Origin of the sequence: Bradymonas sediminis (assembly GCF_003258315.1) — a bacterium.
GTDB lineage: Bacteria > Myxococcota_A > Bradymonadia > Bradymonadales > Bradymonadaceae > Bradymonas > Bradymonas sediminis.
Genome location: NZ_CP030032.1, coordinates 1600312 through 1614640 on the forward strand (window position 1 = coordinate 1600312; position 14329 = coordinate 1614640).

General features: G+C 61.6%; 12 protein-coding genes. 7 read left to right on the forward strand and 5 right to left on the reverse strand.

Going from position 1 to position 14329, the window contains the following annotated elements; genetic code table 11:
- Positions 1–152 precede the first annotated feature (152 nt).
- Positions 153–2984, forward strand: a complete 2832-nt coding sequence (locus DN745_RS05960) for an RCC1 domain-containing protein (RefSeq protein ID WP_162687493.1) — start codon at positions 153–155, stop codon at positions 2982–2984.
- Positions 2985–3026: 42 nt separating this feature from the next.
- Entirely contained in the window at positions 3027–3521 is a 495-nt protein-coding gene (locus DN745_RS05965) for a nuclear transport factor 2 family protein (protein ID WP_111332978.1), read from the forward strand.
- Positions 3522–3559: 38 nt separating this feature from the next.
- Here the strand turns inward: DN745_RS05965 and DN745_RS05970 are convergent, their stop codons facing one another.
- Positions 3560–4762 (reverse strand): pyridoxal-phosphate-dependent aminotransferase family protein, encoded by a 1203-nt coding sequence (locus tag DN745_RS05970; protein ID WP_111332980.1) that lies wholly within the window; start codon positions 4760–4762, stop codon positions 3560–3562.
- A 379-nt stretch (positions 4763–5141) separates the two neighbouring features.
- On the opposite strand from DN745_RS05970, the gene DN745_RS05975 reads away from it, so the two are divergent.
- Positions 5142–6185: a fatty acid desaturase family protein gene (locus DN745_RS05975; RefSeq protein ID WP_162687494.1), complete on the forward strand. Its 1044-nt coding sequence runs from the start codon at positions 5142–5144 to the stop codon at positions 6183–6185.
- A gap of 40 nt (positions 6186–6225) precedes the next feature.
- Here DN745_RS05975 and DN745_RS05980 read toward each other — a convergent pair whose 3' ends face one another.
- Positions 6226–6672, reverse strand: a complete 447-nt coding sequence (locus tag DN745_RS05980) for a hypothetical protein (protein ID WP_111332983.1) — start codon at positions 6670–6672, stop codon at positions 6226–6228.
- Positions 6673–7046: 374 nt separating this feature from the next.
- On the opposite strand from DN745_RS05980, the gene DN745_RS05985 reads away from it, so the two are divergent.
- The 3 genes from DN745_RS05985 to DN745_RS05995 are packed head-to-tail and all read left to right on the forward strand — an operon-like array spanning position 7047 to position 8565.
- Positions 7047–7337, forward strand: coding sequence for a hypothetical protein (locus tag DN745_RS05985; protein WP_111332985.1), 291 nt, complete (start codon positions 7047–7049; stop codon positions 7335–7337).
- A gap of 32 nt (positions 7338–7369) precedes the next feature.
- Positions 7370–7699, forward strand: coding sequence for a quaternary ammonium compound efflux SMR transporter SugE (gene sugE / locus DN745_RS05990; RefSeq protein WP_111332986.1), 330 nt, complete (start codon positions 7370–7372; stop codon positions 7697–7699).
- Positions 7700–7758: 59 nt separating this feature from the next.
- Entirely contained in the window at positions 7759–8565 is an 807-nt protein-coding gene (locus DN745_RS05995) for a hypothetical protein (RefSeq protein WP_133622054.1), read from the forward strand.
- 42 nt (positions 8566–8607) lie between these two features.
- Here the strand turns inward: DN745_RS05995 and DN745_RS06000 are convergent, their stop codons facing one another.
- The 3 genes from DN745_RS06000 to DN745_RS06010 form a co-directional block, all read right to left on the reverse strand.
- A complete protein-coding gene (locus DN745_RS06000) occupies positions 8608–10242 on the reverse strand; it encodes an ABC-F family ATP-binding cassette domain-containing protein (protein ID WP_111332989.1) in 1635 nt (544 codons plus the stop codon).
- A gap of 119 nt (positions 10243–10361) precedes the next feature.
- The gene (locus DN745_RS06005) at positions 10362–11396 is read right to left on the reverse strand and encodes a pirin family protein (protein ID WP_111332991.1); all 1035 of its coding nucleotides are present in this window, start codon (positions 11394–11396) and stop codon (positions 10362–10364) included.
- Positions 11397–11521: 125 nt separating this feature from the next.
- Complete coding sequence (locus DN745_RS06010) at positions 11522–12307, reverse strand: enoyl-CoA hydratase/isomerase family protein (protein WP_111332992.1); 786 nt, start codon at positions 12305–12307, stop codon at positions 11522–11524.
- Positions 12308–12589: 282 nt separating this feature from the next.
- Between DN745_RS06010 and DN745_RS06015 the strand changes: the two genes are divergently transcribed.
- Positions 12590–14065, forward strand: a complete 1476-nt coding sequence (locus DN745_RS06015; protein WP_111332994.1) for a hypothetical protein — start codon at positions 12590–12592, stop codon at positions 14063–14065.
- The last annotated feature ends 264 nt before the right edge of the window (positions 14066–14329 follow it).

The window sequence follows — 14329 nt, forward strand, 5'->3', positions numbered from 1 at the left end:
CAAGCGCTCCGCGCGAAATCTGGGTGAAGAGTATGTAGATAAGGCGATTTTTCGGGTGGATTTTGCGACATCCTCGACCCCGCGTCGCTATTGTTCCGATGCAGTGGCTCTGGCATCATGGCCTGGCGAGATTCCTAGAAAATGAAGGCAAGATGGCTGAAGAATCCGGAAAATGTCCATCATGCGATGAAGTTGGTGTGGTGGGGGCGGCGTGTGGGGGAGTCGCGTGTCGAAAGCGCGGGTATCATTTTATCCCGCAGGATTTTTGGGCGCGCGCGCACCAGGGCGACGGTCAGCCGAGCCCGCTGATCGGGCTATTTATCGGTGATTTTTTGCTCGTCGACACCGTGGGCGCGGGCGGCTTCGGCAGGGTGTGCCTGGGGCTGCAGACGCCGCTTTTTCGGCTGCGCGGCGCCCTAAAGCTCATCGAGTTTCCCAACGATGACCCGAACTTCCAGCGCGTTCTCCTGGAGAAATTTCAGGGCGAGGCCGAGGTCCTGGCCGGGCTGAGCCACCCGAATATTGTGCGCCTGATCAAATACGGCATTCATGAGAATCGCCCCTATTTGGTCATGGAATACCTGGAGAACGGCCTGACGCTGCGCGACGAGATGCTGCGGCGCGCGCGCCTCAACCGGGGTTTTAATCGCGACGACCTTCGGCTGATCTTTGGCCAGATGCTCAACGGCCTGGCCGCCGCCCACGCCCAGCAGATTATCCACCGTGACCTCAAACCCGAAAATATCATGCTGCAGCGGGTCGTCGGGAACCCGGCGCACCTGCGAATCCTCGACTTCGGGATCGCCAAATTCGTCGAGGGCCAGACCGACACCAAGTGGCCGCTGGGCTCGCCAAGTTATATGGCGCCCGAGCAGGTGAGCCTGCAGAACCTGGGGACCTGGACCGACCTCTACGCGGTCGGGGTGATGTTCTTTGAGATGGTCACCGGTCGGCGCCCGTTCCCCGGCGACAGCGACGAAGCCATCATGTCCAAGAAGCTCAAGGGGGATTTCGATATCTTTGAGCAGGTCGCAGACCTGAATTTGCCCGAGGAGGCGGTGGTGTTTATGCGTCGGGCGATGTCGCGCGACCCGGCCGCGCGCCAGCAGACCATCGCTGAGTTTCGACGCGAGCTCAACGTCGCGCTCGAGGCGCTCACGCGTGACGCGGAGGTCATTGGCCCGCAGGGGCGCGAGATGACCTTTTTGCTCCAATCCAAAGACGTCGTTCACTTCGATGATCTCGCCGAAGATGGCGGCAGCGCGCACGAGGCACCCACGCGCGCGGCTGATTGCGCGACCGGTCGCCAAGAAGCACCGGCCTCCCGAGCACAAACCGACCACTCCAGGCCCGGGCGTCGCTGGATTGGCGCGGGCTTGCTGGGCGTCATATTGCTTGTGGGGGCAGTCCTCGCCGGCGATAGCCTGCGCGGGTTCTTCGGGGATAGTGGCCCGGCGCCTGCCCAGGACGAAGTCGCGCGCCAGGCGGGGGAGGGCGTGGCTGAGGCGACGCCGATGAAGCCGGATGCGGGCCAGGATATCGAGCGTCCTGATGTTGTCGCCGCGCCGGATACTTACGCACGGGATGACGCGGCGGCGCTCGCCGAGAGCATTGCGTCGCGGATTTCGCTGCGCGGCGGCGATGTCGCGGCGAGCATTGCGGTGTTTGAGGCGCTGCCGAAGCTGCCGGCCTGGGCGATCACACAGATCAGCGCAGGCAAATTTCACACCTGCGCGCTGCGCGTCGACGGCGGCTTTCGCTGCTGGGGCGCCAATCAGTACGGGGAGTTGGGCGCGGGTAATACGCAGGCGATCGGCGACGATGAGCCGGCCGACGCGATCGACGTGCTCACCTTCGATGCGCCTGCGACCCAGATTTTGGCCGTCGGGGACCACCGGGCGTCATTTAGCTGCGCGCTGCTCAAAGATGGCAGCGTGCGTTGTTGGGGCAACAACACCCACGGGCAGCTTGGCTACGGCCACACGCGAACGCTCGGCGACGATGAGACGATCGATGGGCTCGGGCCGATTGAGATCGGCGGCGTCGCCACGCAGATTGTGGGCGGAGCATCGGAATTCGGCTCGCACGTCTGCGCGCTGCTCAAGGACCAGACGATGCGCTGCTGGGGCAATGGGAAGTTCGGAAAGCTCGGCCTGGGGCATACCAATACCATCGGCGACGACGAGCTGCCGACCAGCGCCGCGACGGTCAGCGTGGGCGCAAAGATCGCGGCGATCGCCGCCGGGAAATACAACACCTGCGCGATACTTGAGGACCGCTCACTTCGCTGCTGGGGGTGGAACGCCCACGGGCAACTCGGCCTTGGGCACACCCGCGACATCGGCGATAATGAGGTGCCTTCGAGCGTCGACCCCATCGAACTGGGCGCTGCGGTGATGCAGGTTGCAGTCGGTCGGCGCCACCTGTGCGCGCTGCTCGAAGGCGGCGCTGTGCGCTGCTGGGGGTGGAATAACCGGGGACAATTGGGGCTCGGCAATACCGCGGATTTGGGCGGCGACGAACTCCCCATGACCGTCGATCCGGTCGCCCTCGGCGGCCCGGCGATTCAGGTCGTCACCGGCGAATTGCATAGCTGTGCCTTGATCCTTGAAGAAGACGCCGAAGATATCGATGAGACGATTTTGGCGCGCAACGCGCAGGGTTGGCGGCCGGCTGGCGGCGTGACCGCGGGTGGGAAGGTGCAATGCTGGGGCGATAATAAATTCGGGCAACTTGGCTACGGGCACAAACGCAGCGTGGGTGATGAAAACTCGCCGCGGTCGGCCGGCACGGTCTATCTTGGCGAGCCTGCGGTGGCGCTGAGCGCCGGGAATTATCACACCTGCGCGCTGCTCGCGGACGGGAATATGCGCTGCTGGGGCTATAACGACCAGGGGCAACTTGGCTACGGCCACGTCAACCTGATCGGCGATAACGAGACGCCGGCGAGTGTCGGGAATGTGCCGGTAGGGGCGTTGAAATAGGCGGGTATAATCGGCGAATCTATCGAGCCTTAGGAGAACTATATGAAGTCTGAAGAGAGTCTTAATCACGAATCACTGCTGCGCAATTTCTATGAAGCATTCGCCCGCGGCGACGCGGATGCGATGGCGGCGAGTTATCACGACCAGGCGAGCTTCTCGGACCCGGTGTTTCCGGGGCTGGACGCGCCGCAGGTTCGCGCGATGTGGAAGATGCTCACCTCACAGGCCACCGACCTGAAGCTTGAGTTTTCACAAATAACCGCCGACGAGCAGGGTGGCAGCGCCCATTGGGATGCCTATTATACGTTCTCAGTGAGTGGAAATATGGTGCATAATTCCATCGACGCCACCTTTGAGTTTCGCGACGGGCTGATCTATCGGCACGTCGACACCTTTGGTTTTTGGCGATGGAGTAAGCAAGCGTTGGGCGTGCCCGGCCTGCTGATGGGGTGGAGCCCGATGCTCCGTGGCGTGGTGCGAAAGCAAGCCGCCAAGAGCCTGGCCAAATGGCAGGCGAAAGAGGCCGCCGCCCAATAGGGTGGCGGCCTTCAACGCTCGCTTCCATGCTATAATGCTCAGCCGCCCACCCGTTCCCGCAGGGTGGCGAGCGCCGCCTCGACATCGGCCGGGTGGCCATTTTCGACCAGGGTCTCGCCCACGGCGCGCACTGTTTTGGCCAATAGGCTGGGGCGCTCGATGACGTGTCCCATATGTCCCACCCGGAAATATTCGTCCTGTCGACCCGGATAAAGTCCGCCCGCGACGACGACTCCCCGGGCTTTGATGCCGGCGAGTAGTCGCGCTCCATCGACGCCGTCGGGGTAGCGCAGCGCGCTCATGGTATTTGCGCTGAGATCGGGCTCGCAGAAGAGCTCCAGGCCAAGCGCCGCCCAGGCCGCGCGCATGCCGTCGGCGCAGCGCTGATGGGCTGCGATCCGCGGGCCGATGCCGCGTTGGCCGCTCGCTTCGAAGGCGGTGATCTCACTGAGACTGGCGAATAGGGCGCAGACCAGGCTGGTCGCTGGCGTTGAGAAGTAGCTTCCTTTGCGCGCCTCGTAGGCCTGCATGATCGGCGACCATTGCTCGATATCGACCGACATGGGCGGCGGCTCCGACAGCGATTTTCGGGCCTCAAGTGCTCGCTCGCTGAAGACCATCAGCGCCAGCCCGGGAGGCGCGCCGATGGCCTTTTGAGAGGCCGTTAAATAGATATCGGCGCCCCAACTCTGCATCTCAAACGCCTCGCCGGCGGTCGCACAGACGCCGTCGAAGACCGAGAGCAAGCCGCGCCTGTCGGCCGCGCGAGCGATGGCCTGGGCGTCAACGCGAACGCCGGTGGAGGTGTCAACGTGGGTCGCGAAGAGGGCGTCATAGGCCCGGCCATCCTGCTGCGCGCTGTCGAGCGCGGTTTCGATCTCTTCGAGGCTCGGCGCCTTGCCGGCAGGTGCGCCCACCTCGCCGACCTCCACGCCGCGGCGGCGAAGCATCTCGGCCATGCGCGCCGAGAAATAGCCCGTATTCACCACCAGCGCCCGCTGCCCGCGCGCGACCACATTCGCCACCGCCATCTCCATCGCGATGGTGCCGCTGCCCGCGATGATGAACGGCTGACTCTTCGGGCCCGCCCCCCACACCTGGCGCATCAATTCGAGCGATGCGCCAAAAATCTCGATAAAATCGGGGGCGACGTGGCTCGGCGGCGCCGCCTTTAGCGCGGTGAGCACGGCGGGCGATAATTCAATGGGTCCGGGGATCATCAATAACTTTCGATCGCTCATGCCTGGGTACCTCCGATTTTATAGGTTCCGGTCGATTCGACCCGAATTTGTTGTTTGGCCTATTTCCTCTGGAGTGTTTCACAACTTCGAGGTTGTGCAAAGAAGGCTTCGGTAGATTCCAGAAGAGGGCGATGGGAGCGGCTGTGGCGCCCGGAAGCGAAAGGGCGGGAAGTTGGCGATTCGAGGCCGGCGGGAATTCGCTTATCGCGACAGGTGTTGTAGGATGCAGACGCTCCTATTCACATTCCCCCCTATTTATCTATTCGAGCACCACCGTGTCTCGAGTCATTTCACATGTTTACCGGGTCCTATATTGAACACCACGAGTGAGAGCACGCAGAATCTTAAATTCGGCCGTCAGAGCGAATTAAGACGGACGTTGCGCACACGAGTTAACGAGTATTTTACAGAGAACGGTCTGCAGAAGCGCGACCAGGGTGCGATGTACCTGAAGACTGCGACTATCTTTCTGTGGCTGGCTGCATCTTATGGGGTCTTGGTCTTTGCGCCGGTGCCTGCGTGGGTTCGCGCCGTGGCGGCGGTTTCCCTGGGGCTGGCGGCGGCGGGGGTGGGCTTTAGCGTGATGCATGACGCGGGACACCGCGCGTATTCGAAAAGCAAGAGAGTCAATTCCTTACTTTTTCTCTCCATCGATCTGCTCGGTGCGAGTTCCTATGTGTGGAATATTAAACATAATATTATCCACCATTCCTTCGCGAATATCGACGAGCACGACGACGACATTGACGTTGGGTGGCTGGCGAGGCTCTCGCCGGAGCAAGACCGCCACAGCTTCCACCGTTTTCAGCATTTTTATATCTGGCCCCTCTACGGGTTCCTGATGTTCAAATGGCACTTCTTCGATGATTTCTATAGCTGGGGGACCGGTCGGATTGGGCAGCGCAAGATGCAGCGGCCCAAGGGACGCGACGCGCTGACGCTTATTTTAGGCAAGCTGGTGTGGTTTACGCTGGCGTTCGTGGTGCCCTCGTTCTTCTTTCCGATCCCCTGGGTTATCGCGACCTATTTCCTCTTCTCCATCGTCCTGGGCCTGGTGATGGCCGTGGTCTTCCAACTCGCCCACTGCGTCGAGGAGGCGCACTTTCCGCCGGTTCCCCAAGACATGAAAATGGAGACCGATTGGGCGACACATCAGTTGATGACGACGGTCGATTTCGGCCGCGATAACCGCCTTTTGAGCTGGTATATCGGCGGACTAAATTTCCAGGTGGAGCACCACCTCTTCCCCGGGATTTCTCATATTCATTACCCGGCGATTTCCAAAATCGTCGAGCAAACCTGCGTTGAATACGGGATTCCGTACCTGTCACAGCCGACGTTTTTGGGCGGCATTCGCTCGCATTATCGCCATCTTCGCGCGATGGGCCGCGCGCCGGAGTTGGCGGCGCCCGCCGCAGCCTGAAGGGCATCGGGCCCGTGAGCGCCGCGTCCTTGGCGCGCGCTTACGGGCGGTCCGATTCGGCTTCTCCGCTGGAGTCCGGCTTCTGCATATCCTGCTGCAGGTCGCGCGGCATGATTTCATAGCGGGCGCGTTTGTGCTCTTCGAGGGCGAGTCGAATCTCCTCGCGCACCGTCTCGCTATCGCGCACCGGCCGCTCGTCGCGCTCCCCCGGCACAAAGCGCTCGGGCTCTCGGGATACCGAGACCGGTTGAATTGCCAGCTCGCTGAGCCAGAGTTCGTCGTCGCGAAGCTCGACATTCTCGGTGAGCACGTGGCTGTCGTCCTGCATCACCACGCTGGTCACCAGCCCCAACTCGGTGTCCACCACCATATCGATCACCGTGCCGATGACCTCGCCATTTTGCGCCCTCAAGACCCTGCCGCACAGATTCTGTTCGCGGTCCTTGAGTTTCCAATCGCTCAGCCTTGATAGCCGTTGAATGGTCATAATTGCTCCCCCTTGTGGGCGCTCATAGCCGCCCTTTAACGCGATATTAGACGAGTTCGATCACCGCCCAAATCACCATCGCTAACAACAAGAACAGCAGCGCCCAACTCCAGAACGCAGTCGTCGACGTCGGTCTCTTCTCTACCTCGATACGCACCATCGCCCCCTTATATTATCTTAGATCTATCCAGCCGCCCCGAGTGTATCTTCCTACTTCTTCGAAGGTAGGCAGGCGCCCCGATCGGTCAAGATGCGGCGGGCCCGCGTGCGTTTGCCTGCGCGCCGATTCTTGGCGACAATACCTGCTGAGAATATCGGCGCGCCCTCAACGGTTGGCAGGGCGCCTGTTGTGCCCCAAACCTGGCCCCTCAAAAATGATGCACGATCAGGATGCCCCAATGCCCGCGGAGCTGGCCCAGATTATCGCCGACTTCGAGGCGGCGCGCACCGACGCCGAGCAACTCGGCGACGCGCTGGTGGACTTCTGCGCGCGCTTCGGGCAACAGGAGAACCCCCCGGACACCGCCGGGGACTTCCTGGCGCGCGTCGAGCAATTGGCCGCCCGCGTCGAGATGATGCACTTTAACCTCTGTCGGGCCGCTCGCCGCGGCGCCGTGCTGGAGCTTGTCGCAGACTTTCGCGCCCGGGCGTGCGACGCGTCTTAACTTCTTCTTAATCCGTACTGAGGCAGCAGCGTATGGCTTGGATTTATCTGATTATTGGCGGGCTTTTTGAGTGCGGGTGGGCCATCGGGCTTAAATATACCGAGGGCTTCACCCGGCTTTGGCCCACGGTCTTCTCGGTGGTCGCGATGCTCATCAGCCTGGGACTTCTGGGGCTGTCGATGCGCGAGATTCCGGTCGGCACCGCCTACGCGGTCTGGACCGGCATTGGCGCGGTGGGCGTGGCTCTTTTGGGGATGCTGCTCTTCGGAGACTCCCGCGATGTCGCCCGCCTGGTTTGCCTGGGGCTGATTGTCTCGGGTGTGGTCGGACTGCAGATTTTCTCGGGCACCGCCGATGCCTGAAGGATGTGTGCGCCGAGGTTTAGAAATAACCCGCTTCTTTTGAAATCATGGGATACAAAATGAAACGATCACCGCGCGCGTTAATTCTTCTGTTGGTTCTGATGCTCGGTGCGTCCGCGTGTGACAACCAGGCTGGCCCTCAACTCGACGCCAATCGGCCCGCTAAAAACGAAGACGGGGTTGTCTCAAAGAGCGCCGAGCCGGCAGCCAAGGAGACGCCTGAGAAGAAGGTCGAGGCTGCGAAGACGCCCGCCGACAAGCTCGCCGAGCGCGTGATCGCGGCCAGCGGCGACCCTGAATCGCTCTCGCGCCTCGAGTTTAGCTTTGTGCCCAGGCGCGACGGCGAGGAGGTCTCTCGCCGCCATCATAATTGGCAGCCGAAGGCCGGTGAGGTCACGATCACCGCGGGTGAGAAGGACTATCGACTGACGCATCTTCGCGACTATGACCTGACGAAGTTAAGCGCCGAGCCCGACCAACACGCCGAGGCGTGGGAGGCCATCGCGCCGGACCTGACGCCCGAGGAAGCAGCCAAGGCCTGGGGTTGGTTTATCAATGATAGCTATTGGCTATTGGTGCCGTCGAAGTTGATGGACGAGGGCGTCAACCGGCAGCTCGACGACCAGGGCCGTCTGGTGCTGACCTTCGGCGAGGTTGGCCTGACGCCGGGCGATCGTTATGTGTTGACGGTGGACCCGGAGACGCATCGGGTGACGCGTTGGGAGTTTAAATTGCAGGGCGGCAATGAAGGCGACTTCGCCTGGAGCGATTACCAGCAGGTTGGGCCGCTGACGCTCTCAGGGGTGCGCAGTGCGAAGGACTCGGAGATGGCGATCACCTTCGATAACCTGCGCGCGCAGCCCTGAGAGGCGAAGTCGTGTGGGGCGGGGCGGATTCGGCGCCAGGCCTTAGAGGCTGACGTCTCGGCCGTAGAGCTTTTTGCGGCGCTCAATGACGCGCTCACTGACCAGGTATTGGTCGAAGGTCATCAACTGGTCGATCAGCCCGTTCGGGGTGATCTCGATGATGCGGTTGGCGACCGTGTTGACCAACTCGCGGTCATGCGAGGCGAAAAGGATGACCGAATCTTTGACCTTGGCCAGCGCGTTGTTGAGCGCGGTGATGCTCTCAAGGTCAAGGTGGTTGGTGGGGTCGTCAAAGATCAGCGCGTTCGCGCCCGACTGCATCATGCGGCTGAGCATGCAGCGCACCCGCTCGCCACCCGAGAGTACGTTGACCGGCTTGAGCGTATCTTCGCCGCTAAAGAGCATCTTTCCGAGGAATCCGCGCACGAACTCTTCGTCCTTTTGCTCGGTGAACTGGCGCATCCAGTCGATGATATTGAGCTCAACCCCGTTGAAGAACTCCTCGTTATCCTTGGGGAAATAGGCCTTGGTCATTGTCTGGCCCCACTCGATGCTCCCGCTGTCGGGCTCAGTGACGCCGGCCAAGATATCGAAGAGGGCGCTGGTGGCGCGGCCGTCCAACCCAACAAACGCGATGCGGTCGTCGGGCTGGAGCGTGAAGCTCACGTCCTTGAGCAATTGCTCGCCGTCGATGGTCTTGGAGACCGAGTCGACGCTCAGGATCATGCGGCCCTGCGGGCGCTCGGGCTTGAAGACAATATGCGGGTATTTGCGCGTCGAGATCGGCATATCGTCGAGGGTCAACTCGTCGAGCAATTTCTTGCGCGCGGTGGCCTGCTTCGCCTTCGAGGCGTTGCTGCTGAAGCGCTGGATGAACGCTTTAAGGTCTTTGGCTTTGTCGGACGCTTTCTTCTGGGCGTCGCGGCTCTGGCGAAGCATCAGCTCGCTGGCCTGAATCCAGAAGTCGTAGTTGCCCGCGTAAATGCGCACCTTGCGATAGTCGATATCGGCAATATGGGTGCAGACGTTATTGAGGAAATGACGGTCATGGCTGACCACGATGACCAGGGCGCTGAGCCGAGAGATATAATCCTCCAGCCAGGCGACCGTGTGCACATCGAGGTTGTTCGTGGGCTCGTCGAGCAGCAGGATATCGGGCTTGCCAAAGAGCGCTTGGGCGAGCAACACGCGGACCTTATCGCCGCTCTCAAGCTCGCCCATGCGTTTGGTGTGCAGAGACTGGTCGACGCCGAGGCCCGACAGAAGAATCGAGACTTCCGACTCCGCCTCGTAGCCGTTGAGATCGGCGTAGGCCATCTCGAGTTCGCCGGCGCGCACGCCGTCTTCTTCGTTGAAGTCGGGCTTTGCGTAGAGCTTTTCGCGCTCGCGATGCACCTCGTAAAGTTTCGGGTGTCCGCTCAGGACCGTATTGATGACCTGCATCTCATCGAATTTAAATTGGTCCTGCTCCAGCTTCGCCAGGCGAAGGTTCCCCGGGATGTTGATCTCACCGGAGGTTGGCTCGAGCTCGCCGCTCAAGACCTTGAGGAAGGTCGATTTTCCCGCGCCGTTAGCGCCAATAAGCCCGTAGCAGTTGCCGGGCACGAATTTAACGGAAACATCCTCGAAGAGGGGTTTGCCGCTAAAGCGGACCATCAAGTTCGATGTTGTAATCATAGTTCAGTCTCTCGCAAAAGTCGGCTGCCCACTACTACGCGCGCGCGTTTCGGTCAAACGAATTCGCGTCGTAGAGGCAGCCGACTTTTATGCTTAAACCCCGGGGTGTCCCCGAAGGGTCAGGAGGTGGGGGTTTCGCGGCGTCCATCGGCGTGGATGGCGAAGCGGCCTTCGTCGGCCGGGTGCACCGGGGAGTCCTGGTCCCAGGGCCATCCGCCGAATCCGGTGTGGTGATAATCGAGCATCGTCTGGCGGATTTCGCCGGGCGTATTCATGACGAATGGCCCCTGTTTAACCACAGGCTCGCCGATCGGTCGGCCTTGCAAAATAAGGAACTCGCCGGGCGTATCGCCGTTTTGGATCACACACGCCGCGTCGGCGCGCACCTGGACCGCGTGGCGCGCCGGGATGGACTCGCCGCCGACGGTGCAGGCGTCGCCCTCGAAGAAATAGATGATCCGAGTCGACTCGGGGTGCGCCGGCGGCACGCTCCACTCGGCGCCGGCCTCCATCTTCAGCGTCCACACCGCGACATCGGAGTCATCGCGCGCAGCCCAACTGCTCGGCGGCGGCGTCAGCGGCGTTAGCTCGTCGAGCACCCCTGCGACCACGCTGATCTCGCTGCGTTTTCCGGCCGCGTCGGTCACGGTCTTATTCGGAATCTGCTCGTGCCAGAACATGGTGAAATAGGCGTCTTCTTTCTTATTCGCCCGCGGCAGGTTCAGCCAGACCTGGAAGAGCTCGGTCGGGTTGGGTTTGTCGCGGTTGACCAGCGGGAAGGTCTCCGAGTGAACGACGCCGTTGCCGGCGGTCATCCATTGGACGTCGCCCTGACCAAAGCGTGCGGTCGCTCCCAGGGAGTCCGCGTGGTCGATAAAGCCGTTTCGGGCGATGGTAATCGTCTCGAAACCGCGGTGAGGATGGCGCGGGAACCCCGGCACTTCCTCGCCGTGGTACATGCTCCAGCCGTCTTTATTCGAGAAGTCCTGGCCAATCTGGCGGCCCTCCAAAGAGGCCGCCGGGCCCATCTTCTCGTTGCCGGCCGGGTATTGGTCGTTGTGGTGCATGCAGAAAAGAAACGGGTCGAGCGTCTGCCAGGGCGTGCTCAGCGGAACTTTGGCGAGGACGACGGGTTGGGTGTTTTTTGCGCTCATTCATTACCTCCAATTTGGGTTTCGCGGGCTACTTGGGCGAAAATTTGGCGAGGCCTGGGCCTCGTGTCTGGTATTTGATGCAATGAATGCGCAAAAGGGTTCATAGCGACGCTCGGGGGCATGATTTATCGGTATTTCGGGCGGCGCTTCTCCAAGAATGCGGCCATGCCTTCGCGAGCCTCGTCGGTGACGACCGCCTCGCTGATGGCTTTGCGCTCCAGGTCGAGCTGTTCGCTCAGCGAGTTGTCAAAGGACGCCGACAGCAAACGCTTGGCCCGCGCCAGCGCGCCGGTGGGCATCTCGGCCAGGCGGTTGGCCAGGGTGAGGGTGGCCTTGGGGAGCTCGTCGGCGGGCACGATTCTACTGACCAGGCCGAGCTCAAGCGCGCGCACGGCGCTGATCTTTTCATCCAAGAAGGCAATTTCAATCGCCCGGGAGAGCCCGATCAGGCGCGGCAGGCTAAAGGATCCGCCGCCGTCGATGCTCAGCGCGTTCTCGATATAGCCGATCTTCAAAAACGCGTTGTCGGCCATGATGCGCATATCGCAGGCCAGCGCTAAGGACAGGCCGCCGCCTGCGGCCGGGCCGTTGATGGCCGCGATGACCGGCTTGCCCATCGCGCGGATTTCGCGAATCCCCTCGTGGAACTTCCCGGCGAGGTGCCACAGGCCGCGGTCGACGCGCTCGCTGTCGGAGCTTTGGATCGCGGCCAGGTCGCCCCCGCCGCAGAAGGCGCGCCCCTCGCCGGTCACGATGACCACGCGGATCGCGTCGTCGAAGCCCAGCCGGTACATCGCGTCGTGGAGCTCAGTGAACATCGGTCCATCGAGGGCGTTGAATTTTTTGGGACGGTTCAGGCGCACGGTGGCGATGTCGCCGTTGATTTCGACATGAATGGGGTTTTCGGCCATGGGGTTCTCCGGGATGAGGTCGGGACAATTTAAGTATATATCATCTAAATGATCGATTCTTAGCGAAGGCAGTGCTAGCGTCGTGCTAGCATAGGGTGGGGCGCTCTCGGAAGGGAGTGGTTGCGCTGCGGCGCGGATGCGCTAGCATATTCGGGACTTCACTGAATTATGAGCGGGGCTGCGCGTCCAATCGCATGTCGTCCACCGGCGCGTCGCCGCTGACATCGCGACGGCGACCCCAAAAATAGCCAACGCTAAATACCTCGAAGAATAGTAGACGCCATGAATGATAAGTTAAGCTCTCGGCATATTTTGATCGTATTGCTCCTCGCCGTCCCCGCGATGGCGCTGCTGGTGGGCGGGTGTGAGGAGTTCTGCTCGAGCACGGAGCGCTCGTACCAGCAGGCGCTGGCGGCCGAGCAGACCGAGCTGGCGGAGCCAGAAAGTTTGAGCGCCGAGAGCCCGGCGCAATTTGGCCTGTCGATGAAGACCTCTTTGATCGGCGATATCCTGGATATCGTCCTGGAGCCGACGCTTAAAGCGGCGCTCCGAGCGGTCTCGAGTGTTGAGATCGGTGGCGAGCGAATCGAGTTGACGAGCGCGGGAAATTTGGTGTCGCTCAACGTTGAGTCGAGCTCGGCCTGTGAGCATTGCTTTAGCGTGGGTGGCAGCCTGGGCGGCCGAATTCGGGCGAGCGTGCCGGGCTTTGGGCAGCATACGGCGAATCTCGGCGGGTCGCTTAACCTGGTCGCGCCGCTGATCTTGGGCAAGGGCGATGGCTCGGACGCCGCGCTCAAGCTGGACCTGCCGGCCTACGCCGCCATCGGGCAATCGTCGCTGTCGGCGCGCCTCAGCGGCATCGACTCCGACCTTGTCGACCTCTTGCAGGGGCCGCTGTCGAATCTACTATTCAATACGGTCGCCCAGCGCCTCAAACCGGTGACGCTCTTTGAGTTTAACGCCCCAAGCTTCGGCATCCCCGGGTTTGAAATCCTGCCGGTCCAGCTTGTCACGAAGGGTGACACCGGCACCGTCTTCGCCGGGTTCGCCACCAATATCGACGCCCTCAACGCCCCGGGCTCCCCGAGCGTCGCTCCGATCACCGACCTGAGCGCGAATGAGAACTTCGCCTTCGCGTTCCAGCCGGCGATTATCCCGCACGCGCTGTCGCTATTGATCGAGGATAATAAGGTCTCGCGCACCTATGACCTGTCGGGTAACGCCGACCGAAGCGGCAACGCGCACGTCACGATGGGCAAATTCCGCGTCGGCCCCGAGGTCCTGGATGGCAGCGGTGGTGATGACGCCGGATACACCGAAGACGTCGGTTATTCTCAAGACACCGGCGTCTCAGAGTCCACGCTCACCCGGCAATCTGGCCTCAACGGCAATGACCCGGATATCCCCTTCGCCCTCGGGTTCGACGTGTTCAACCTGGCGAGCAACGCCAACTTCTGCTTCGGCTTCGGCGCCGAGGCCGTCGGCGGCGTGTCGGTGCGCGAGAATGCCCTGCAGGTCGATCTTATCAGCATGCGTTTTACCAATGAGACCCTGCAGGAAAATCTGGTGCAGCTGTCGAACTGGGCTGGCGCCGACTTCGTCACCGAGAGTCATAATCTGGTGAGTCAGTCACTGTCTCGGACCAGCGTCGCGGTCCCGGGCACCAACCTCGAATTTGCGGGGCTTGGGCTGGGCATGCGACCAAACGCGGTGGTGTTGCGCGCGAATTCAACGCCCAGGGCGATTGAGGCGGAGTGAGGGGGGGCAAAAACACCATCGCACGTCCCGTTTTAGCGGCTCGCTGGGTCCCAAATGCCGCGAGGTGTGACATTTTTACACGGTCGGGGGTTCCAAATGCCATCGAGCGTGTGATTGGAGGGGTTATATCACTCGGGACGGGCGCTTCTGGTCGTGGCGTCTAGCCAACGCGGCTCCCCCTTCTGACGCACTTTGCTGATCCGCAATTTCAAGAACCGACTCCTTTGCCGATCCGCAACGGGCCCCCGGCCGCTGAACGCGGCC